The organism is Bacillus sp. FSL M8-0256 (assembly GCF_038005765.1).
In the GTDB taxonomy this organism is placed as follows: domain Bacteria; phylum Bacillota; class Bacilli; order Bacillales; family Bacillaceae; genus Bacillus; species Bacillus safensis.
Genome location: NZ_JBBOTU010000001.1, coordinates 3,716,674 through 3,738,440 on the forward strand (window position 1 = coordinate 3,716,674; position 21,767 = coordinate 3,738,440).

At 40.5% G+C, this 21,767-nt stretch carries 18 protein-coding genes and 1 riboswitch; of the genes, 8 read left to right on the forward strand and 10 right to left on the reverse strand.

Translation table 11 applies throughout. The features are described 5' to 3' along the window. Positions 1–205: 205 nt before the first annotated feature. Together pepT and NSQ76_RS19245 are read left to right on the forward strand one after the other, a co-directional pair. Complete coding sequence (pepT, locus tag NSQ76_RS19240; protein WP_171464799.1) at positions 206–1,438, forward strand: peptidase T; 1,233 nt, start codon at positions 206–208, stop codon at positions 1,436–1,438. A 289-nt stretch (positions 1,439–1,727) separates the two neighbouring features. Then, positions 1,728–1,907 (forward strand): hypothetical protein, encoded by a 180-nt coding sequence (locus NSQ76_RS19245; protein ID WP_008345664.1) that lies wholly within the window; start codon positions 1,728–1,730, stop codon positions 1,905–1,907. 84 nt (positions 1,908–1,991) lie between these two features. Here the strand turns inward: NSQ76_RS19245 and NSQ76_RS19250 are convergent, their stop codons facing one another. Next, complete coding sequence (locus NSQ76_RS19250; protein ID WP_024427534.1) at positions 1,992–2,669, reverse strand: DUF3298 and DUF4163 domain-containing protein; 678 nt, start codon at positions 2,667–2,669, stop codon at positions 1,992–1,994. Between the two features lie 161 nt (positions 2,670–2,830). On the opposite strand from NSQ76_RS19250, the gene NSQ76_RS19255 reads away from it, so the two are divergent. The 6 genes from NSQ76_RS19255 (at position 2,831) to NSQ76_RS19280 (ending at position 11,009) form a co-directional block, all read left to right on the forward strand. Next, positions 2,831–3,688 carry a MurR/RpiR family transcriptional regulator gene (locus tag NSQ76_RS19255; protein ID WP_024427535.1) on the forward strand — a complete coding sequence of 286 codons (858 nt, stop codon included), beginning with the start codon at positions 2,831–2,833 and terminating at the stop codon, positions 3,686–3,688. 197 nt (positions 3,689–3,885) lie between these two features. Beyond that, the gene (gene garR, locus NSQ76_RS19260) at positions 3,886–4,779 is read left to right on the forward strand and encodes a 2-hydroxy-3-oxopropionate reductase (RefSeq protein WP_056765369.1); all 894 of its coding nucleotides are present in this window, start codon (positions 3,886–3,888) and stop codon (positions 4,777–4,779) included. Between the two features lie 7 nt (positions 4,780–4,786). Then, on the forward strand, positions 4,787–6,208 hold the full coding sequence (locus tag NSQ76_RS19265) for a four-carbon acid sugar kinase family protein (protein WP_285710718.1): 1,422 nt from the start codon (positions 4,787–4,789) through the stop codon (positions 6,206–6,208). Positions 6,209–6,258: 50 nt separating this feature from the next. Continuing rightward, entirely contained in the window at positions 6,259–7,578 is a 1,320-nt protein-coding gene (locus NSQ76_RS19270; RefSeq protein ID WP_024423918.1) for a gluconate:H+ symporter, read from the forward strand. 82 nt (positions 7,579–7,660) lie between these two features. Beyond that, positions 7,661–7,773: riboswitch (SAM riboswitch) on the forward strand. An 88-nt stretch (positions 7,774–7,861) separates the two neighbouring features. Continuing rightward, positions 7,862–8,983: a 5-methyltetrahydropteroyltriglutamate--homocysteine S-methyltransferase gene (locus NSQ76_RS19275; protein WP_024423919.1), complete on the forward strand. Its 1,122-nt coding sequence runs from the start codon at positions 7,862–7,864 to the stop codon at positions 8,981–8,983. Positions 8,984–10,019: 1,036 nt separating this feature from the next. Further along, positions 10,020–11,009, forward strand: coding sequence for a GNAT family N-acetyltransferase (locus NSQ76_RS19280; RefSeq protein ID WP_034667859.1), 990 nt, complete (start codon positions 10,020–10,022; stop codon positions 11,007–11,009). A 492-nt stretch (positions 11,010–11,501) separates the two neighbouring features. Here NSQ76_RS19280 and NSQ76_RS19285 read toward each other — a convergent pair whose 3' ends face one another. From NSQ76_RS19285 to tenA, 9 genes are all read right to left on the reverse strand, one after another. Then, positions 11,502–12,920 (reverse strand): glycoside hydrolase family 1 protein, encoded by a 1,419-nt coding sequence (locus NSQ76_RS19285; protein ID WP_024423920.1) that lies wholly within the window; start codon positions 12,918–12,920, stop codon positions 11,502–11,504. Then, complete coding sequence (locus NSQ76_RS19290; RefSeq protein ID WP_341055564.1) at positions 12,892–14,799, reverse strand: beta-glucoside-specific PTS transporter subunit IIABC; 1,908 nt, start codon at positions 14,797–14,799, stop codon at positions 12,892–12,894. Before NSQ76_RS19290 ends, NSQ76_RS19285 begins: the two co-directional genes overlap by 29 nt. 326 nt (positions 14,800–15,125) lie before the next feature. Next, complete coding sequence (licT, locus tag NSQ76_RS19295) at positions 15,126–15,959, reverse strand: BglG family transcription antiterminator LicT (protein WP_025093772.1); 834 nt, start codon at positions 15,957–15,959, stop codon at positions 15,126–15,128. A gap of 234 nt (positions 15,960–16,193) precedes the next feature. After that, the gene (locus NSQ76_RS19300; RefSeq protein WP_341055568.1) at positions 16,194–17,009 is read right to left on the reverse strand and encodes a YwqG family protein; all 816 of its coding nucleotides are present in this window, start codon (positions 17,007–17,009) and stop codon (positions 16,194–16,196) included. A 169-nt stretch (positions 17,010–17,178) separates the two neighbouring features. Next, positions 17,179–18,018, reverse strand: a complete 840-nt coding sequence (locus NSQ76_RS19305; protein WP_025093771.1) for a methyl-accepting chemotaxis protein — start codon at positions 18,016–18,018, stop codon at positions 17,179–17,181. Positions 18,019–18,167: 149 nt separating this feature from the next. Beyond that, on the reverse strand, positions 18,168–18,902 hold the full coding sequence (locus tag NSQ76_RS19310; RefSeq protein ID WP_197202751.1) for an energy-coupling factor transporter transmembrane component T family protein: 735 nt from the start codon (positions 18,900–18,902) through the stop codon (positions 18,168–18,170). After that, positions 18,892–20,490, reverse strand: coding sequence for an ABC transporter ATP-binding protein (locus tag NSQ76_RS19315; protein WP_341055575.1), 1,599 nt, complete (start codon positions 20,488–20,490; stop codon positions 18,892–18,894). The genes NSQ76_RS19310 and NSQ76_RS19315 overlap by 11 nt, the downstream gene beginning before the upstream one ends. After that, positions 20,465–21,064, reverse strand: coding sequence for an ECF transporter S component (locus NSQ76_RS19320; RefSeq protein WP_224426976.1), 600 nt, complete (start codon positions 21,062–21,064; stop codon positions 20,465–20,467). The genes NSQ76_RS19315 and NSQ76_RS19320 overlap by 26 nt, the downstream gene beginning before the upstream one ends. Further along, positions 21,061–21,747, reverse strand: coding sequence for a thiaminase II (gene tenA, locus NSQ76_RS19325; protein WP_341055581.1), 687 nt, complete (start codon positions 21,745–21,747; stop codon positions 21,061–21,063). The genes NSQ76_RS19320 and tenA overlap by 4 nt, the downstream gene beginning before the upstream one ends. Between the last annotated feature and the right edge of the window lie 20 nt (positions 21,748–21,767).

The window sequence follows — 21,767 nt, forward strand, 5'->3', positions numbered from 1 at the left end:
ATTTAACGTACAAATGGATGATTTTATATGTCCTCATTATAAATAAAAAGACACCCAAAAAAATCACCCTAAAGAACCATTCAGCACATTACCTAATGAAAGTAGGCCTTTTTCCTCTCTAATTGCCAGAGAAAGCCTTTCTTGTTATGAAGCGCATTCAAGACGTGATAAAATGGACGTATTCTACAAAAGGAGTGACGTATAGATGAAAGAGGAAATGATTCAGCGTTTCACAAGTTATGTGAAGGTAGATACGCAGTCAGATGCAGAAAAGGAAAGCTGCCCATCTACTGAAGGACAATTGAACCTGGCGAGACAGCTTGTTGAAGAGATGAAATCCATCGGGATTCAAGAAGTGACTATGGATGAAAACGGCTATGTCATGGGAACAATCCCATCTAACACAGACAAAGACGTGCCGACCATTGGCTTCCTGGCTCATATCGACACAGCCACTGACTTCACCGGCAAAAATGTAAAACCGCAGCTTCATGAGAACTATCAAGGCGGCGACATTACCTTAAATGAAGATCTACATATCGTTTTATCTCCACAACAGTTTCCAAATTTACAAAAGTACCAAGGACATACGCTGATTACAACAGATGGCACAACCCTGCTTGGTGCAGATAACAAAGCTGGTATCGCAGAAATTATGACAGCAATGCATTACCTCATCAAGCACCCAGAAATCAAGCATGGAAAAATCCGCGTCGCTTTTACGCCAGATGAAGAGATTGGCAGAGGGCCGCACAAGTTTGATGTTGATGCCTTTGGCGCTTCCTATGCGTACACAATTGACGGTGGACCGCTTGGCGAGCTGCAATATGAAAGCTTCAACGCAGCAGGCGCGAAAGTATCCATTAAAGGAAACAACGTCCACCCAGGAACAGCAAAGGACAAAATGGTCAGCGCTGCGAAAATTGGGATGCTCTTTCACAACAAACTGCCTTCTGAAGAATCTCCAGAATATACAGAAGGCTACGAAGGCTTTTTCCACCTGACGAAATTTGTAGGGGAAGTAGAAGAGGCTGAGCTGCAATATATTATCCGTGATTTTGATAAAGAGAAATTCAACAATCGCAAGGCACTTTTTGAAAAAATAGCAAATGACTTAAAAGCCACATACGGAGAAAACAGCATCACTCTCAGCATTCAGGATCAATATTATAATATGAGAGAAAAAATTGAGCCGGTGAAACATATTGTGGACATTGCTCATGAAGCCATGGAAAATCGCTCAGTAACACCGGTCATTGAACCAATTCGCGGCGGCACAGACGGCTCCCAGCTTTCATATAAAGGTCTCCCAACGCCAAACATCTTTACTGGCGGGGAAAACTTCCACGGTAAATATGAATTTATTTCCGTTGAAAACATGGTGAAAGCAACCGAGGTTATCGTTGAAATTGCCCGTTTATTTGAGGAAAAAGCATAAACATGTTTACAACCGTTCCTGTTCGGGAACGGTTTTTTAATAAAAGTTTACAATTTTCTGAAACTTTTATGACACTTATTCGTACTAATAGAGACAACCCCAGAAAAAATTCTTCTTGACGAGTGAAATAACTGGAAATATAATAGTTAAAAACAACCAGTATTTTAGACCTAAAATGGCAGATTGAATGAACCTTAAGAACTAAACCAACTCTGCTGCTTATTTTCAGTTATAAACATCACTCACCCTGTCTACACTTAAAGAATAGGATGAATTGGAGGAATGTCATATGATGATTTTATTGATTATCGCTTCACTTTGCTGCTACTTACTATTCTCTTTCAAAAAAGATAACCGCACCCAAAAAAGAAAAAGCGCAGAGCTTTCGGAGTTTGAAATCTTTCGTATGCGCCGCCACTACAACGGAAAACGCCGTCACCCACTAAACGATGCACCTAAACAAGTATAAATCCAAATAAAAGAGCCTCATGAGGGGGCTCTTTTTGTTGAATAAACAGCAAAAAACGACCACTGAATCTGGTCGTTTTTCTTTTTATTTATATACCTTCGCAGGCACTTGAATCATAGGAATTCCAACATAGTAAGGTGAAATTTCATATGGCTGGAAGACAACAGCAATTCCCTTTTTCGTGAAGTAATACTGCGTGTTGTAGTTGATTTCAATGTCGCTTTTTTTCAGGTTCGCGTAGAATTTGCTTTTATGTTTCTTTGTGTAGTTATAAATATAATCTCTTACTTTCGTACGCTTTTTCTTTGTTTTCACAACGTCTGTCAAGAACAGCTGCTTTGTTTTTTTCTTTGTTAACACATAGTTCATGCTGGAAACCATCGTGTCTCCGTGCATTCCCCCATCATTCATGTAATCATAGTTTAAGATACTTAATTTCTTCCCATTGTTAAATTTCGTTTGAAACGATCTCTCGTACGTGATCTTCCCAAAGCCTTCTTTTTTCGCTTCGTCCTTTAAGTACAAGTAAGTAGAATAAGAAAAAGCGATATCTTCTTTTAAATCACGATTGATGGTTTTCATATGCGTCTTGCTTAGATTTTTCACCTGTGCATATTTGAACGTTTTTTTCTTCTTATAATAGTGTGTGCTTACTTTTGCTTTTTTTGCTTGTTTGGCATCAGCAGATCCAACTGGTGCAAACAAGGAAACAATCAGTGAGAAAATGAGCAGGCTGATCGTTAGGCCTTTTTTCATCGTCATAGTAAAAACCCCCATTTTTGTCTATTACCAAATGAGTATACCATGACAAAAGAACCAAAAGAAGTATTTTTTCCATATTATTCTTCATTTTTCCACATCGGGTTTGTTTACCGTTTTCATAAGTTCCTGTATGCTTAATGTAGAATGCTAGATGAAGTGTGGTGTTTATCATAGAAGAGAATATTTTTAGTCACATTCGGACAACGTTTCATAGTTTGTCCCCAACCCAAAAAAAGATTGCCAATTACATTTTACAAAACCCTCAGAAAGTTGTGCTTCATTCTATAAGTGCACTCGCTGCTGAATGCAGCACAAGTGAAACGACGATCTTTCGGTTTCTAAGAAAAATTGGCTATGAATCGTATCAAGTGTTTCGTGTCCATGTCGCACAGGATATCGCGACCAATACACCTCAATCCATATACGGTGAGATCGAGGCAACCGATAGTGTAGCTGACATTAAACATAAGGTCATAGAGTTAACAACAAACTCTATACAAGATATGAAGCATATTTTAGAAGATCATGCCGTCACACAATTCATTGAACACATGAAACAGGCACATAAAACCGTCTTTTTTGGAGCAGGTGCGTCCAGCTTTATTGCTGGGGATGCTTATCATAAGTTCCTGCAGCTTGGTTTTGAAGTGAGCCTATGCAGTGATCCGCATATGATGAATATGATTGCCACACACGCCACGGAACACGATTTTATCGTCGCAATCTCCCATTCAGGAGAGAGCAGAGAAATTCTTGACGCCGTACAGTTTGCAAAAGAAAAAGGGGCAAAGGTTGCTTCTATCACCAGCTATCCGAAATCTGAGCTCGCAAAGCGGTCTGACTTTCATCTGCTTAGTTCTTCAAGAGAGACAACCTATCGATCAGACTCCATGATCTCCCGTATCAACCAGCTTGTGATCATTGATGTACTATACGTCACCGCTGTTTTAGAGCTAGGATCAAATGCCATTGAAAACGTGAAACGATCTCGTTTAGCCGTAGCTAAAAATAAAACATAAACACAAAAGACCGGAGCTGATTCCGGTCTTTTTTTGTGACTTTTTTCATATTTTCCGTTGACACGTTCTATCACGTCATGTACATTAAATGAACAATAGTTTATTTCCTACTATCAAATTTAAAAGATAGTATATATACTAACAAAATGAAAAGAAAGCGCTTTTTGTAAGGGTTTTCTATATAGGAGGCAGGCAACGTGACAAAGAAGATTGGATTCATTGGACTAGGTATTATGGGGAAACCTATGGCACTCAATCTATTAAAAGCTGGTCATACTTTGACAGTTTTTGACCTAAATGAGGAAGCGATTCGATCGTTACAAGAAGCCGGAGCAAAAGGTGCTGTTTCAGCAGCTGAGGCAGCTTCTGAAAGCGATATCATCATCACAATGCTTCCTAAAGGAGAGCATGTAGAGGCAGTCGTTTCAGGTGATCAAGGCATTTTAACGACAGCTGCACCTGGCACTATCATCGTAGATATGAGCTCAGTTTCTCCTGTCACCTCCAGGGCTTTAGCTGCTCTTGCCAAACAGCATCAGGTGGAATTTATCGATGCACCTGTCAGCGGCGGAGAACCGAAGGCAATAGACGGAACACTTGCCATCATGGCTGGCGGCGAAGAATCCATCTTTGAGCAAGTGAAGGATGTCCTGCTTGCAATGGGCACTGAAGTCGTATTAGTTGGAGCAAATGGCAGCGGGACAACAGCGAAGCTTGCCAATCAAATCATCGTCAACTTAAATATTGCGGCCATGTCCGAGGCGCTCGTTCTAGCTGCTAAATCAGGCATTGCCATTGATAAGATGTATGAAGCCATCCGCGGCGGACTGGCAGGAAGTGCCGTGCTCGATGCAAAGGTCCCTCTCATCTTAGAACGAAATTTTGAACCTGGCGGACGCATCGACATCAACTTGAAGGATTTAACCAATGTCATGGAAACTGCTCACGATATCGGTGTTCCTCTTCCGCTTTCTAGTCAGCTGCTTGAAATCTTCCACGCCCTCAAAGCGGACGGAAAATCCGGGCTTGATCATGGCGGCATCGTTCAATATTACGAAAAAATGGCTCATGTCGAAGTAAAGAAAGGATGAGATGGTCATGAAACAAAGCACTGACATACTGAATGCCATTCCGAAAGCAGATTCAAAGGCCATTCAATCAGCATACGAACAAGCACTGAGCAGCTTTCAGCATAAAGTTATTGTATTAGACGATGATCCAACAGGGATTCAAACCGTACATGGCGTCTCTGTTTTCACCGATTGGTCAGAGGAAAGCATTGAAGCTGGTTTTCTTGAAGATAGCCGCATGTTCTTTATTTTGACCAATTCTCGCAGTATGACAGAGAAAGAAACTGCCGCTGTGCACGAAACAATCGCTGCAACCATTGTAAAGGTGGCTAAACGGCTTAATCAGGACTTCGTCATTGTCAGCAGAGGGGATTCTACTCTTCGCGGGCACTTTCCGCTTGAAACTGAAGTACTCAAAACGACCATTGAACAGCAAAGCTCCCGCCATTTCGATGGTGAAATCCTTCTTCCTTTTTTCCAAGAAGGTGGACGCTTTACGATCGACAATATTCATTACGTACAGGAAGGACATGAATTAATTCCTGCTGGTGACACAGAATTTGCAAGAGACCGCACATTCGGCTTTCAATCATCTCATCTTGGAGAATGGATTGAAGAAAAGTCAGAAGGAATGTTCACAAAAGAGAACACGACCTACATTTCGTTAGCTGATCTGCGGGCTTTACGCATTGATCAAATCAAACATCAGCTCATGAGTGTGAAGGATTTCAAAAAGGTGGTTGTAAACGCGGTGGATTATGATGATGTCAAAGTCTTTGTCACCGCTCTCATTGAAGCCATTCAAGCAGGACAGCAGCTGATGTTCAGAAGTGCGGCGGCGCTCACAAAAGTACTTGGCGGTATAGGGGATCAAGCCTTACTAACAAAAGATGCCTTGATACAAGAAGAAAGCCCGCATGGTGGTCTCATTATGATCGGTTCTCATGTGAAAAAAACAACAGAACAATTAAAAGCGCTTGAGCAAAATAAAGAGATGGCTTTTATTGAATTTAATACCCACCTCGTGTTAAAGCCTGATGCCTTTCGCGAAGAAATTGACCGCGTCATTCAGCAAACTGAAACACTGTTGGCAGCTGGTCAATCTGTGGCTGTTTATACAAGAAGAGAACGGCTTGATCTTGGGGATGATCGCCAAGAGGAAGAACTAAAGCTCTCTGTACAGATTAGTGATGCTGTGACAAGTATTGTCCAGCGTCTCACCATTCGTCCTAAGTATCTTATTGCCAAAGGTGGAATTACCTCCAGCGATATTGGGACAAGAGGACTTAGCGTGAAACGTGCAACCGTGGCAGGTCAAATCAAACCAGGGATCCCTGTTTGGCAAACAGGAGAAGAAAGTAAATTCCCTTTCATGTCTTATGTGATTTTCCCGGGAAATGTTGGGGCAAAGGATACGTTAAAAGAAGCTGTAGACATACTTGAAGGATAAGGCATAGGGGGTGTTTGCACCCCCTTATGCACCACAAAGGAGGAAAGATCATGTCATTAGTGTTTATTGGACTTGGCGTTTTGTTATTGCTGTTACTCATGGTTGTCTTTAAGTTAAACGCTTTCATTTCTTTGATTATTGTCTCTTTAATTGTTGCTGTGTTAGAAGGGATGACACCACTAGAAGCGATCGCTTCCGTCGAAAAAGGACTTGGCAGTACGCTCGGACATCTGGCACTCGTTCTCGGTTTTGGAGCGATGCTTGGGAAATTGATGGCTGATTCTGGCGGAGCTCAGCGGATCGCGATGACACTTATTGACCGATTTGGTATCGGAAAAATCCAATGGGCGACGATGCTGACTGGGTTTGTGATTGGAATTGCTCTATTTTATGAAACCGGATTCATTATCTTAATTCCATTAGTCTTTACGATCGCTCAGGCTGCAAGACTTCCTGTGCTGTATGTGGGTATGCCGCTCGTCGCTGCACTCATCACCACACATGGCTTCCTCCCTCCTCACCCAGGACCAACTGCCATTGCGAATGTCTTTCAGGCAAACATGGGACAAACTTTATTGGTTGGGATTATTTTAGCGATTCCTGCTGTTTTAGTAGGCGGACTTCTGTTTACGAAACTATTTAAAAAAGATCAGTTGCACGCACATATCCCAAAGAACTTATTTAATCCAAAGGAATTCACAGAAGAAGAAATGCCAAGCTTCGGCATTAGCATTTTCACCGCTGTTTTGCCTGTATTACTTATGACATTTAGAGCTTTTCTAGAAATTTTCTTCCCATCCTCCCCATTGCTGCCAACCGCTGAGTTTTTAGGCGAACCGGCGATTGCACTATTAATCTCAGTGCTGCTTGCCATCTACACGTTTGGGCTTGGAAGAGGAAAGAGCATGCAGGATGTGATGAAGTCCATCACGGATTCTATCGGCTCTATTGCTATGATTCTATTAATTATTGCAGGCGGCGGTGCCTTTAAACAAGTGCTCATTGATAGCGGCGTCGATCAATATATTGCTGGAATCATGCAAGGAAGCACACTTTCTCCCCTGCTTTTGACTTGGCTCATTGCTGCTGTCCTTCGTGTCTCTTTAGGATCAGCCACTGTCGCCGGTCTCACGGCGGCTGGCATTTCTGCACCACTGATTGGCCTGACGGGTGTCAGCCCTGAATTAATGGTGATCGCAACAGGTGCCGGCAGTATTACGTTCTCTCATGTGAATGATGCGGGTTTCTGGATTTATAAAGAATACTTTAACCTATCAATGGCTCAAACTTTTAAAACGTGGACATTGATGGTCACCGTGCTTTCACTTGTCGGACTAGCTGGTGTTCTTGTCGCTGATTTGTTCATGTAGGAAATTAAATTGTAAAAACCATTGACTTTTCCCTGAAAACGTTGAATAATTGTGTTTATTAAGAAAATTGAATCAAAAGGTAACCTTATTAAGAGTGGTGGAGGGACTGGCCCTGTGAAACCCGGCAACCGCTGTTCCTAGGAACAGAATGGTGCTAATTCCTTAAGCAAGCAAATGCTTGTTTGAAGATAAGGCAGAGTTCTCACAGTATATGATGCTCTTCCTTATCTAAGGAAGAGCTTTTTTATTTGATTTTTTAACCTGAAGAAAGAAGGGATTCAGCATGACACAAGTACAAACCATTGGAAAGAAAACAACGAAACCGCCATTCCGCGCAGATCAAGTAGGAAGTTTACTTCGTTCAGAGCGCATCAAGGAAGCACGCAAGCAAAAAGCAGACGGTACGCTGACAGCAGAGCAGCTCCGACAAATTGAAAACGAAGAAATTACACGTATTGTAGAGAAGCAAAAAGAAATTGGGTTAGAGGTTGTCACAGATGGTGAGTTCCGACGTGCATGGTGGCATTTTGACTTTCTTGAAGGACTCGATGGAGTTGAAGGATTTGAAGCAGATCAAGGCATTCAATTCCATAACACAACGACAAAAGCTAGAGGTATCAAGGTAACAGGCAAGATCGATTTTACAGATCATCCAATGCTGGAGGATTATCGTTTCCTTCACAGCATCGCTGGTGATCATACGGCTAAAATGACGATTCCAAGTCCGAATATGCTCTTTTTCCGTGGAAAGCTTGAAGAAGGAGTGTATGACAGCTTAGAGGAATTCCACCATGATGTGGCACAAGCGTATAAGAAAGCCATCCGTGCTTTTTATGATGCAGGCTGCCGCTACTTGCAGCTGGATGATACGGCATGGGCAGTGTTCTTTTCTGAAAAAGGCCATGAACAAATCAAAGCCTTTGGCCGTGAAGAAGATGAACTTCGTGAATCGTTTGCGAAGACAATCAATGAAGCTGTTGCCGACCGCCCAGAGGATTTGGTGATTACGATGCACATTTGCCGCGGTAACTTTAAATCAACTTGGGCAGCTGAAGGTGGTTACGAAGCAGCAGCAGAAACTATTTTCGCCGGCTTAGATCTTGATGGTCTCTTTTTAGAGTTTGACGACGATCGTTCTGGCGGATTTGAGCCCCTTCGATATGTGAAGAACCCAAACCTTCAAATCGTACTAGGCCTTGTCACTTCAAAATACGGAGAGCTTGAGCCAGTTGAACAGATTAAAAAACGCATTGAGGAAGCGGCTCAATATGTGGACATTAACCAAATTTGTTTGAGTCCACAATGCGGATTCGCCTCAACAGAGGAAGGCAACCTGTTAACAGAAGAGCAGCAATGGGAAAAGCTGCGTCATGTGATTGAAATTGCTGATCAAGTGTGGAAATAGGCGGAAACTTACAGAAAAAGCTGACCTTCATAATAAAGAACCGCTTTTTTAAGCGGTTCTTTATTTTTTGTCATCTCAATCAACTTGATATTAAGTTTAATCGTATTACTTCTATAGTTGAGTTTAAAAAGATATTGAACATACGTTATCTTCTTAAAAACCATTTTTATACTCATAAGTTGTCTAACAAGTTAAGTGGATTGATACATTCAAGTCATCTTCCTAGCCAGAATATCTCCTACTGAAAATCCACCCTAATTATTAGAAATTACAATACTGCTTTTTCCATCGTTCCCTCAAGCAAACCTAAAAGTGTGACTATAGTTTATGGGGTCTCGAAGCTTTGGTTTAAATATATCGGTGAAATCAAATGCTAAGGCAACTCTTTTTCATACCAACTCTTTGCCCCCTACAGGTGGTACTAAAAATTCGTTAAGGTCACTGCCTCCTCAATGATATTCACTTTATTAGATAGAGAGTATCGATATAAAAACTTGTCAAAAATTTATTGATCTAAATTAAAAAAATAAGAAAAATGTGATATTATGACTTCCGTTAGGGTATTAACTTGAAATTTAATACATAAATAGAAAAATGATTACAAGAATAAAGTTTATAAAACTACTCTTCTTGTTGAGTTTAGTAATGTAGTTATTGCTAATGGACATGTATTATAAACTTGTTTTTTCATACCTTAACACTTTAGGAAAGGAGTGTACATTCATGGCTAACTTATGATGAATGTTATTTATATAATGATTTCGCCAAAGAAAATAAACTATCCGTCGATAGGTAATAAAATTATAAACCATACCCCCATTACACCAGCACAGGTATTCAAATTATTCATTCCATCCTTTAGAATTCTCCGTTGAACGGAGATATTCCAACAAGTATGGATACAAACGAGCCAAAGCCACAATCTTGGTAACTTGTTAGAAATTACTGAAGAATATGATACAGATGTTCAAACTTGTATCGAAGACCTGCAAGCATTGAGTAAACAATTAATTGAAAAGGAAGTTGTATATGTAAAATGAATAAACTTAACAACGATATTTTAGAAAACATCTATAAAAACATTTCAACTAAGAGAAGCAAAACAATCGTTAATTACATTGCAATGCTAATGGCACTAGCGAGAGATAATGAACTAAACGAGGATGATTTAATTAATTGGATTCACAGCAAATTAAGTGAAATAGGATATTTTCAAGAAAAAAACCGTATATTTACTCAAAACAAATTAGATGAATTTGTCTTAGAGTTTATTGAAGGAAGAGCACTATTATATGATGATATCAGCATAACTGAAACAAAACAAAACGAATATGTCATCAGTAGCAAACTGTGGTACAAAAAGAATCCACCTGAGAGTTTTTTTTATTTTGGTATTGACCCTGAAGATTTTTCGAACTATGCACAAAAACTTGCTCAAATAAACGCCGAAAAACTAGGCATCTCAATCCATTTTTCTGAGGATCAAGCGCATGAAAAAGAAATAGCCCATATCCAGCTGTCAAAAAAATGTTCTCTTTCAGAAGAATTGATAATAACTCAGCCAAGTTCAAAAGACTTTTCGTGGTTAACATGGTTTTTTAATGAACATTGGGGTGGAACGACTATGGTGTCTAAAGGGACAACTTATAATGTTTTAAATGAAAACATTTTGTTGGCTAAACGTGGAGATTATATAGTAGGAATATTAGTTTACAAAATATTCAAAGAAGAGGCAGAAATCCTGACTTTGGAGGCTCTAGAAAAGTACCATGGTGTTGGAAGTAGATTACTTTTTGAGTTAGAACAAAATCTAAAAACACAAAATATACACTCTATTAATTTAATCACTAGTAATGATAACTTAAATGCAATTAGGTTTTATCAAAGAAAGGGATATTCTTTCAAAAACATCTATATTGGTGCAATTGATAAAGCAAGAATGGTTAAACCTACAATTCCCTCTATAGGAAATTACGGAATACATGTCAAAGATGAATTAGAATTTGAAAAAAGGTTGATACAATGACTATAAAAAGCTGACTGACTAGTTCCATAAGTACTACCAAGTTATTAATAGTCTATCCTGGGCTAGTTAAATTTTATAATATTGATTATGAATTCATACAGTGGAGAAAGATTCAGATGTATAATTACTGAATTGAAGACAGAATTGCTGCTGATAACCATTTGAGAATAGGATTCTTTTCTTAGACCACAATTGGGAAAGGGTTAAGTCTACTAGAATTTAATTTTAAATACCCTAATCATTGAAGATATAAAAGAAATACTTGAAGAATGGGTATTACCGAATTAAAACCATTATATGATTTATATGAACCACGCAACAAATTAAAGTGTGGTTTATTTTTTGTTCGATAATGTCTTTTTCATAAAAAAGGCATTATCACCCATCATGCCCCTAGAGGAGACCCAATGAATGATAATGCCTGATTCAAATTGTTTTCACCATTTCAAGACACTAGATGTTCTTAAAGGATCGAAACAATATTTCCTCTGTTTAGTAATCCAAATGTTCACCATTTGTCGCAATCACTTGTTTATACCAATCGAAGCTTTTCTTTTTCTTTCTATCTAATGTACCGTTTCCTTCATTATCACGGTCAACATAAATGAAGCCGTAGCGTTTTTTCATTTCAGCCGTTGATGCGCTGACAAGGTCAATTGGGCCCCAGCTTGTATAACCGATCAGGTCAACTCCGTCTGCGATCGCTTCTCTCGCCTCCAGCAAATGGCTTCTGAGGTAATCAATTCGGTAATCGTCTTGAATAGATCCGTCTTCTTCTACTTGATCGACAGCACCCAATCCATTTTCTACGATAAACAATGGCTTTTGGTAGCGGTCATACAGCTGATTCAGTGTTGTACGAAGTCCTTTCGGATCAATTTGCCAGCCCCAATCACTTGCTTCTAGATAAGGGTTTTTCACACCTTCAAATAAGTTACCGCCAGTCACTTGTCCAAGAATCTCTGGATCTGTACTTGTCACAAAGCTCATATAATAACTGAAGCCAATATAGTCCACTGTATGGTTTCTTAAGATGTCTTCATCGCCATCTTGGAACTCGATGTTGATGTCATTTTCAAGGAAATAACGTTTCATGTAACCTGGGTAATAACCTCTTGCCTGTACATCTGAGAAGAACAATGTTTTACGGTCTTGCTCAATTGCAGCAAACATATCTTCTGGTCTTGAGCTGTACGGATAAGTTGTCATCGCTGCAATCATACAGCCGATTTTCGCATCAGGAATGATTTCGTGTCCTGCTTTGACAGCCAAAGCACTTGCAACAAATTGGTGATGCGCTGCTTGATATTGAATGCTTTTCTCGTCATCACCCTCTTCAAATACAAGTCCGCCGCCAGTGAAAGGCGCATGTAATACAACGTTGATTTCATTGAATGTCATCCAATATTTCACTTTGTCTTTAAAGCGAGTGAACAATGTTTTCGCGTATGTTTCATAAAGATCCACAAGCTTACGGTTTCTCCATCCGCCGTAGTTTTTCACAAGTGCGAGCGGCATTTCATAGTGAGAGATGGTGACAACTGGCTCAATTCCGTGCTTATGCAGTTCATCAAATACTTTTTCATAAAAAGCGAGGCCTGCTTCATTCGGTTCCGCATCGTCGCCATTTGGGAAAATACGCGGCCAAGAAATGGATAATCTGAAGCACTTGAATCCCATTTCTGCAAAGAGTGCAATATCTTCTTTATAGCGATGGTAGAAATCGATTGCATCATGATATAAGTTCAAGTCTTTCATTGATTCATCGAATGGGTGCATAATACCATTTGGTGATACATCAGCTGTCGATAAGCCTTTTCCATCTTGATTATATGCGCCTTCAACTTGGTTGGCTGCAACAGCGCCGCCCCATAAGAAACCTTTAGGAAATGTTTTTTCTAACTTGTTCATGTTGAATACCCTCCTCTTTTTCTTCTACACTGACTGTAAGCAGTGTCTCTTTTACTGTAATCGTGCCATCTGTTTTCGCATCAACTTGTGCATAATCATTCGTGTTGGTGACAATAACAGGTGTGGTGACATCATAGCCTTCTTGCTGAATGCCCTCGATATCAAAATCAATGAGTACATCTCCTGCTTGAATCAGATCACCTGACTGCACATGACTTGTGAAATACTTTCCGCCAAGTTTTACCGTGTCAATCCCGACATGAATGAGAAGTTCTGTACCTTGTTCACTCTTCAAGCCAATGGCATGTTTTGTGTGGAAAATGGTTTCAACCTTGCCGTTGAACGGTGCTACAACACGCCCAGCTGTTGGTACAATAGCTGCACCTTTACCCATGATTTCATTAGAGAATGTTGCATCATTTACTTGATTGAGCGGCTTTAGTTGACCTTCAAGCGGGCTTTGTACCACTTCATTTTGAAGTGCCGCTGTGTCTTTCTTTTCTTCTGGTTTGTCTGCTTTTGTATCATCTTTCACTGGTACATCTTTGAATCCTAGAACAAGTGTCATGATCGTTGCTACAACAAATCCGATGACTAAACCGATGATTGAGTAGACAAATGTTGGTCCAATGAATGTTGGTAGTCCTGGGAGGCCTGCTGATCCAGATATCACATATGATTTTACTTTAAAGATTGACATGAACACGCCGCCTGCTGCTGCACCAATAAGGGCTGCAAGGAACGGTTTTTTCAATCGCATGTTCACACCATACATAGCAGGTTCAGTAATTCCCATTAAGGCTGTGATACTTGTAGACATCGCCAATGATTTGAACGTTTTGTTTTTTGATCTTAAGAAGACACCGAATGCTGCGCCTGCTTGTGCCATATTCGCTACAAACATCATTGGAAGAATGTAGTCAAAACCGTTTAACGTAATGTTGTTGATCATGATTGGAAGCAGTGCATAGTGCATGCCCGTAATGATCAATGGTGACATGAATCCGCCGATCAAGAGTCCGGCCAAAAGACCTGCATGTTTAAACAATAAATCAATTCCACCTGAAAGGCCACTTCCGATAATCCCGCCAAGCGGTCCAACCGCGATGAGCATAACTGGTACAACGACGAGAAGTGTGACTGTTGGAACAAGGATGATCTTTAATGATTTTGGACTATATTTTTCTGCGAATCTTTCAACATATGAACCAAGCCAGATGGTGAGTAGAATTGGAATCACCGATGAAGAGTACACAACGGCAACCACTGGCAAGCCTAGAAATTCTGTATTTCCCGCGCCCAGTAAAGCGGTTAACTGCGGGTGCAGTGCTGCTGCTGCAATGGCAGCAGCGATATACTGATTTGTGCCAATTTTTTTGGCTACGCTTACAGCAAGCAGAATCGGTAAGAAGTAAAAGGCTCCATCTCCGATGGCTGTTAAAATCGCATACGTACTGCTTTTATCTGATATCCACTGGAATGTGAGCATCAGTGCCAAAATCCCTTTGATCATACCGGCCCCAGCGATGGCTGGAAGAATCGGTGTGAAGACACCAGAGATAAAATCGAAAAGCTTTGATATCACATTTTGTTTTGACGCTTCTTCTGTACCGCCTGACTTTACATCAGATGATAGACCTGAATCAGCGACCATCGCTTGATAGACATTTGAGACATCATTGCCGATAATGACATGATATTGGCCTCCGCTTTGATTCACGCCCATGACGCCGTCTGTTGATTGTAGCTTTTCTTTATCTGCCTTGCTTTCATCGTATAAGTTGAAGCGAAGTCTTGTCATACAATGTGTAACTTGCTTAACATTTTTTTCACCGCCGACAAGTTCTAGCACTTCTTTTGCTGTTTGTTTGTGGTTCATTGTGTTACCCTCCAATCGTTGATTTCATCTTGATATAGAAAAAACCTAAACATCCATTAATGTCCGAGAAATAGCGATTCAGACATTAATCGATATTTAGGTTTTGCCTGCTTAACCAGTAACAATCCTTCATAGCGATTGATCGTTATTTAATTTTTATAAGTCTTTAGATATAAAAAACCTAAATCACGCCTTATCAAAGATAGGGACAATGATTTAGGTTTTGCCTGCTTGACCAGTAACAATCCTAAAAGATTGTGGGTTATTTAGTTTATATTTATAAATTATCATGTTAATTTTGTGATGTCAACGCTTTCTTTTTGAATTTATTTTCTTTTTATTACTCTGTCTATATGCAAAGTTAAATATAGCATTTCATCTTCTATGAGACTTCGGTTGTATTCTTTTTGAACATACTCGTTAATTTTTTCTGCGCACTGAAAAGCTGCGGTGTTTTTCTCTTTTACCACTTCATACAGAAACTCATTTTGATTTTCCATTTGTGTTTCGTTAAACAGACGCTGACCAAAAAACTTCAAATGCGTCACAAAACGGAAATAATTTAATGATTCCTCATCCAAATCAATTTGAAAGTGATACTTAACGATGTTTAAAATGTCTTGAATGAGTTTGGTGATTTGAATCACGTTTGGCATTTCTTCATTGAGCTCTGCATTGACAATATGCATGGCAATAAAGCCGGCTTCATCCTCAGGAAGATGGATGCTCAGCTTGTCCTCAATGATCCGAATAGCTTCTAAACCGCATTTGAACTCATCTTTATACAGCCGTTTGATTTCCCAGAGCAAGGCATTTTTGATATCCATTCCTTTTTGATGACGTTCAATGGCAAAGGTGATATGATCCGTCAGCGTCACATAGATGCTGTCATTTAAATTTTTGTTAAGGGTTGTTCTCGCATGCTCAATAATCGCCTCACACACTTGCATATACTCGATTGGAATATCATAAAGCAGGGTTTTGAATTTTTCTGATATATCTTTATTTTGAATAGAAAATACTTTTTCGATTCGTTCTTCGTCAATCGGGTCTCCGCTTTTCTTTTGAAACGCGATCCCTCTGCCCATAATGACCAGCTCATGCTGCTCGTCATCATACGCACTGACAACATTATTATTGATTACTTTAGAAATGATCAATTGATACCCCCCAGTACATTCCGCTTTTTCGAGCATTTTATCGTTGATTGATATGTCATGTTATTATTATTTTCAAAAAAGAGGACTTTAAGATGATTTTACATTTTTTTTTGATCCGGTCAACTAGAAAGAATGACATATTACCTCTCAAAAATGACGAAATAGGGGCAAAAAAGTCTAAAAACACACTTTAAACACTCTATAAAGAGTGTTTAAAGTGTGTTTTTTACAAAATCAGGAGCAGTCCCAATTATAGACGACATTCTCGAAATTTTTTCGTTTAAGGTCTTCTGGTTTGATAAAGAAGTTGGCAATACCGCAATCTCCCCACATCAAATCTACTTCATCATCTGAGTCAATTTGCAATAACAGAACGGTATGTTCTTGATCTACATAGGTACGCGGGTCTTCTTGTGTAAACCCTGAGTACCCGCCCAATTTGTGACCAAAGCCACTCGCTGTTTCATAAAATTCATCCAGCAGGGCATCTGCTTCATCGCCATTAACACCTTCTGCATCTTCGAATAGGTCCCAGCTGTTCTTTCCTGTGACTTTTTCAAAGCGGAAATCTCCTACACTGATCGTTTCGCTTGATAATTCACCTGTAATTGCGCCTTCCTTCGTCACAGGAAAATAAAAATCGTCTGGAATTTTCACAAAAGAAAAATCAGTCATTAACTCTTCTTCTGCCAAGAAAGGTTCCTCAATAAATTTGATGCGAAAATCTTTTTGCTCTGTTTTATGGTCAATATTCATCCCATAAAGATCATCATGCACAGAAATAAAAACTTGCAAAAGTCCTGTTTCTGGATAATCCTTCAGCTTGGGCAGCTGGCCGAAATTAATTTGTGCCAAAAGTTTCATAGGATGTCCTTCGCCGTCAACTGGATATTCGTCGTTTTTTGGAAAATAAGGATCACCAGCTATTTTGCTGTCGTATGGTCCTGTTTTTCCTTGTTTCATCTGCAATTGAATCATTGGTTTTTCCGTTTCATCTAACAACGGACGGTAGGGTGCAAGTATTTCTTTCAGCTTCGCTGATTGTGTCACGATGATCTTCCTCCTTATGAATAGGTCTAATGACAAAACTAGTCTCTCTTTTTCTATCATACAGAAGTGTATCCTGCCTGTCAGCGATAAAACGGTCATAATCCTAACAAGTTTCTCACCTTGAAATGATAAAAAAACCTCCGATTCAGCTGGAGGTTTTGTCGTTCTTTTATTTCACTTGATAGTTTACTAAGTCGTTTGCTAATGCTTTCATCGTTTCGTTTGTTTCGTGAAGACCTTCAATAATTTTCGTAAAAGTGCCTACTAGTTCTGCTTGATGCTCAGAGGAAGCGACAATTTGCGCAATTTCTTCTTCCATTCCTTTGATCGACCCCTGCACATCTTTTAGGGCTGTTTCAATATCAGTCGTCGCCTGTTTCGCATGAGTTGACAGCTTTCTCACTTCTGTTGCGACCACTCCAAAGCCTGCTCCTGCTTCCCCTACTCTTGCAGCTTCTATTGATGCATTGAGTCCAAGTAAGTTCGTTTGATCAGAGATACCTTTGATGAGATTGGACACTTGATTGATTTTAGAGGAATTTTCGACAGTGGTTTTCGTATTTTGTAGAATTTGTTCACTTGTCGCTTGTAGTTCCTCTGAATGTGCGGCAACCTGCTGTACCATTGCGACTAGTTTTTCGGAAGCTTCGTTGCTCTCCGTCATGATGTGATCTAATCGTTGTTGATTCGTTTGGTCATATGCCACACAGAAGGCAGCAACCACTTGACCTGATTCATCATTAATTGGAACGGCTACGATATCCATTGGAATCCCGTATACTTCTTTCGGAATTTGGATAAACGATGGTTCTCTCCCATTTTTCAGCATCGCAAAGTTTTGGAATCCAGCATCTAGTGCATCACCAGCTTTAAATCCTAAATCAATATTCCCATGCTGCTGATAGTAAAGAACCTTCTCTTTCCCTAAAACAGAAAAGGTTAGCTGCTCTCTCATAGCGAGTCCAATGATTGGTAAAGCGTCTATTATGTTATCGATTCTCTGTGACATTCGCTTACGTTCATCCTCTCTTTTTCTAGTACACCTTCTTTATCGGTTCGTTATATGATCTATTACAGCCTGTAATGTGTACTAATATCAATCAAATGACCTAAGACATATAAAAAGCCCACATTCTATCAAGAGAATGTGGGTGTTTTTTAAACAAAGTAAATGCACATGAAGACACTGATACCGATGAGAAAAAGATACATATAGTCAATCCATGAGGTGCTGATGATATGATAATACGTTCGCTCTCTCGTCCCTGTGAAGCCCCTGGCTTCCATTGCAATCGCTAAGCGTTCTGATTTTCGTACGCCTTGCGTAAAAAGGGGCAATGCATAACGCATAAAGGCTTTCCAGCTGTTTTTTTGCTTGTAGCCTCTGATTTTGTGTGCAGCTTTCATTTGTTTTAATTCACTTTGAAATAACGGAATAAACCGGAAGCCGGCAAGCATGCCATACGCCCATTTTGGGGACATTCGGCATTGATGAATCAGACTCATCATAAATGCCGTCAAATCTGTTGTGGACGTAAAAAGGAGACCAAAAGTCACAAATCCCAGCATTCTAAAAGCGATGGTGAGCCCATTTCTTAAACTCTCCTCTGTGATATGAAACCACGCCCACTTCCAAACGGTATGATCCCCCTTGCCGAAGGCCGCCATCATCCAAAAGACGAGAATAAAAAAGAGCAAATAAGGGACAAGCCTTGTAACGAGATACTTCATATTCCATCCACCTAAAACAACTCCAATGCCAAGAGCAAACAGCCAAATGATAAAGGTAGTTTTAGGGTCAGAAATCGACATGAGACAGCCCATCGCAAGCAGATGAGCGAGTAATTTCATGACTGGATTCACAGTAGAAAGAAAGGATTGATTACTTTGCAATCGTCAGCACGTCCTTTCTTTCTGCCACATAGCGATAATGTAAAGGAGCTCTCAGCTGATAAGCATCGACAAGTTCTTGATTTGAAAATAAATCATAAGGGGTGCCATCATACACATGCTTCCCTTGATGAAACAGAAGCACTTGATCGGCACACTCATCGACAAGCTCCATATCATGTGTGACCATCACAATGGTCGTACCTTGGCGCTGACGCTCTTTTAAACGCCTCATCAATTCCTTCGCCGTTTTTTCATCCTGCCCGAAAGTCGGCTCATCTAACAGCAATACATCTTGATCAAAAAGGAGCATCGTGGCAACACTTAATCTTCTTTTTTGCCCTAAGCTTAAGGTGAAGGGATGTGCTTTTGCATGCTTCTCTAAACCGAACTCTTTCAGCAGCTGAACCGTTTTTTCTTGTACGACTGATTCTGGCCAGTTTCGCTGTCTGCCGCCAAAGGCAATTTCATCGAATACTGTGTCTTGTATAAATTGAAGCTCCGGATTTTGAAACACAAAGCCTGCTTTTTCATATAGTTCTCGGTCTGACCACTTTTTTAGGAGTGTATCTTTTAAGAAAATGTGGCCTTTTTTCGTTGGCTCTAAACGAACCAAATGTTTGAGAAGTGTGCTTTTTCCACTTCCATTTTCCCCAATGATCGCCACCCAATCCCCTGATTTGATATCAAGCTGGAGATCACTCATAATCCTTTTTTTCCCGTAGCTTAATTGAAGATTTTCTGTAAGAATCATTGTCTTTCGTTCGATTGATGGCACTTTTTCTCGCTGCTCTTTTCGTGTTTTAAAAGTGTGCATAAAGGTTTGACTCAGTGGATGAAATGGATCTTGAATGATCGTGGACCATTTCTCGGGAAATAATTTGGGCCGCCAAATACCAGCCTCTTTCATTTCTTCCTCATATGCCGTGAGCACATCTTTTGGAGCTCCATCTGCTAAAATGCTGCCTTGATCATCTAATAAAATCACCCGGTCCATCCATTCGATGACACCGTCAAGCACATGCTCTACAAAAATCATGGTCTGCTGCTGATCGGCTGCAAGCTGCTGCAGCAGTTGAAATATGTCCATTCTACCTGCCGGATCAAGCTGTGCGGTCGGTTCATCAAAGAATAGAACATCCGGCTGTAATGCGAGTAAACAAGCAAGTGCCAATCGCTGCTTCATGCCGCCAGATAACGTGTGAATCTCTGTATGCGGATCGACATTCAGTTGGACTTTTTGCATGAGCTGCTGAATGATGTCATCCATCTCTTCACGAGGGACGGAACGGTTCTCTAAGCTAAAGGCAATTTCTTCATTGACGCGGTGCATACAAAACTGAGAGTCTGGATCTTGAAACATCACGCCTGTATGTCTTTGCAGCACCACTTCGCCCTGCATGTCTGCTTCCACATGCTCTGGAATGATTCCAGCCAGAACCGAAATGAGCGTGGATTTCCCGCTTCCGCTCGGTCCTAAAATAAGCACCTTTTCCCCTTTTTGAATCGTAAGGGAGATTTGATGCAAAACGGGCTTAGGCTGTTCATAAAAACGGACAGAGAGTTCATTGCACGCGAGAAATGAATTCATGCTGTTCACCTTTGTTTCGTTTTTCTTTCATGATGGCATATTGATTCAGTACACCTGTTTTGGATATTGCGTCTACCACCACTTTCGCAAGGCAGCCGCCAAGTATCATTCCACTGATAATTTGAGTCACAAGGGTCATAAGTAAAACTTGAGGCGTGTAATAACCAAAGCCATTTGCCACGAGACTGTACGCCATCGCTCCGATAGCGGCAAAGGCACCAGAGAGCATCAGTGTCCACATTCGATATCGTTTATAACCAAAAAGAGCGAAGGCGATTTCTGCCCCAAGCCCTTGGCATACACCAATTAACAGAGCTGAAAGTCCGAAGTGGCTGCCTGTCAATAATTCCACAGCAGCGGCGGCTGTTTCTGCAATCAGGGCAGCCCCCGGCTTTTGAATGATATATGCAACGATTGGACTGGCAATGACCCATATTCCAAACATGATGTTGCCTCCTGCTGGGCCAACAAGTGCTGTAATCGGTAAGTATAGCGTGGACCATCCTAAATAGATCACACCACACGCAACGGATAAAATCACCGCAAGGACGACTTCTTTCATCTTCCATGTCATGATGAATGCACCTCCAGTTGAACTGGCCACTCTTCAACAGTAAAGGCCATTTCCCAAAACTTGTACTCGAGCTGGCAGCTTAAGATAAAGTGCTGTTTCATTTTTTCCTTTTCCTTCTCACTTGCTGCTTCCGCCAACTGATCGAGCCGCTTGCAAAGCTCACCTGTAACAGAATCAGTTAATCCTCCATAAAACGTGATCCACTCATAAAACGGATGTGACGGGTCTGGCTGCACATCTGTAAGCATTCGTTTCCCTATTTCCCAATATGTCCAAGGACATGGAAGCAGGACAGAGATGATTTCACCAAGCGTGCCTTCTTGCGCAACTTGCAGCATGTGATGAATATAGTGGTGAGCACTCGGAGCCAAAGAAGCACCTTGGAGCTCATCATATGCGACTCCTGCCACTCGGCAAAGGTTTTGATGAGGGTGCGTCTCACTATCTAGTACAAACGCAATCTGCTGATGAAAAAACGTAATATCCTCTCTGTCTGTACATCTGCTGAGCGCTGCTGCATAAATTTTAATGAATGCTTGTAAGTATTCTGCATCTTGTTTGACGTAATGAATGATTTGTTCCTTTTTCAGCTTTCCTGCTGCCAAGCCTCTGACGAACGGATGCTGATAAATGGCTTCAAATAACGGTTCTGCTTCTTTCCTTAATTGCGTAGAAAATGTCATAAAAAAAGCCTCCTCTTCTT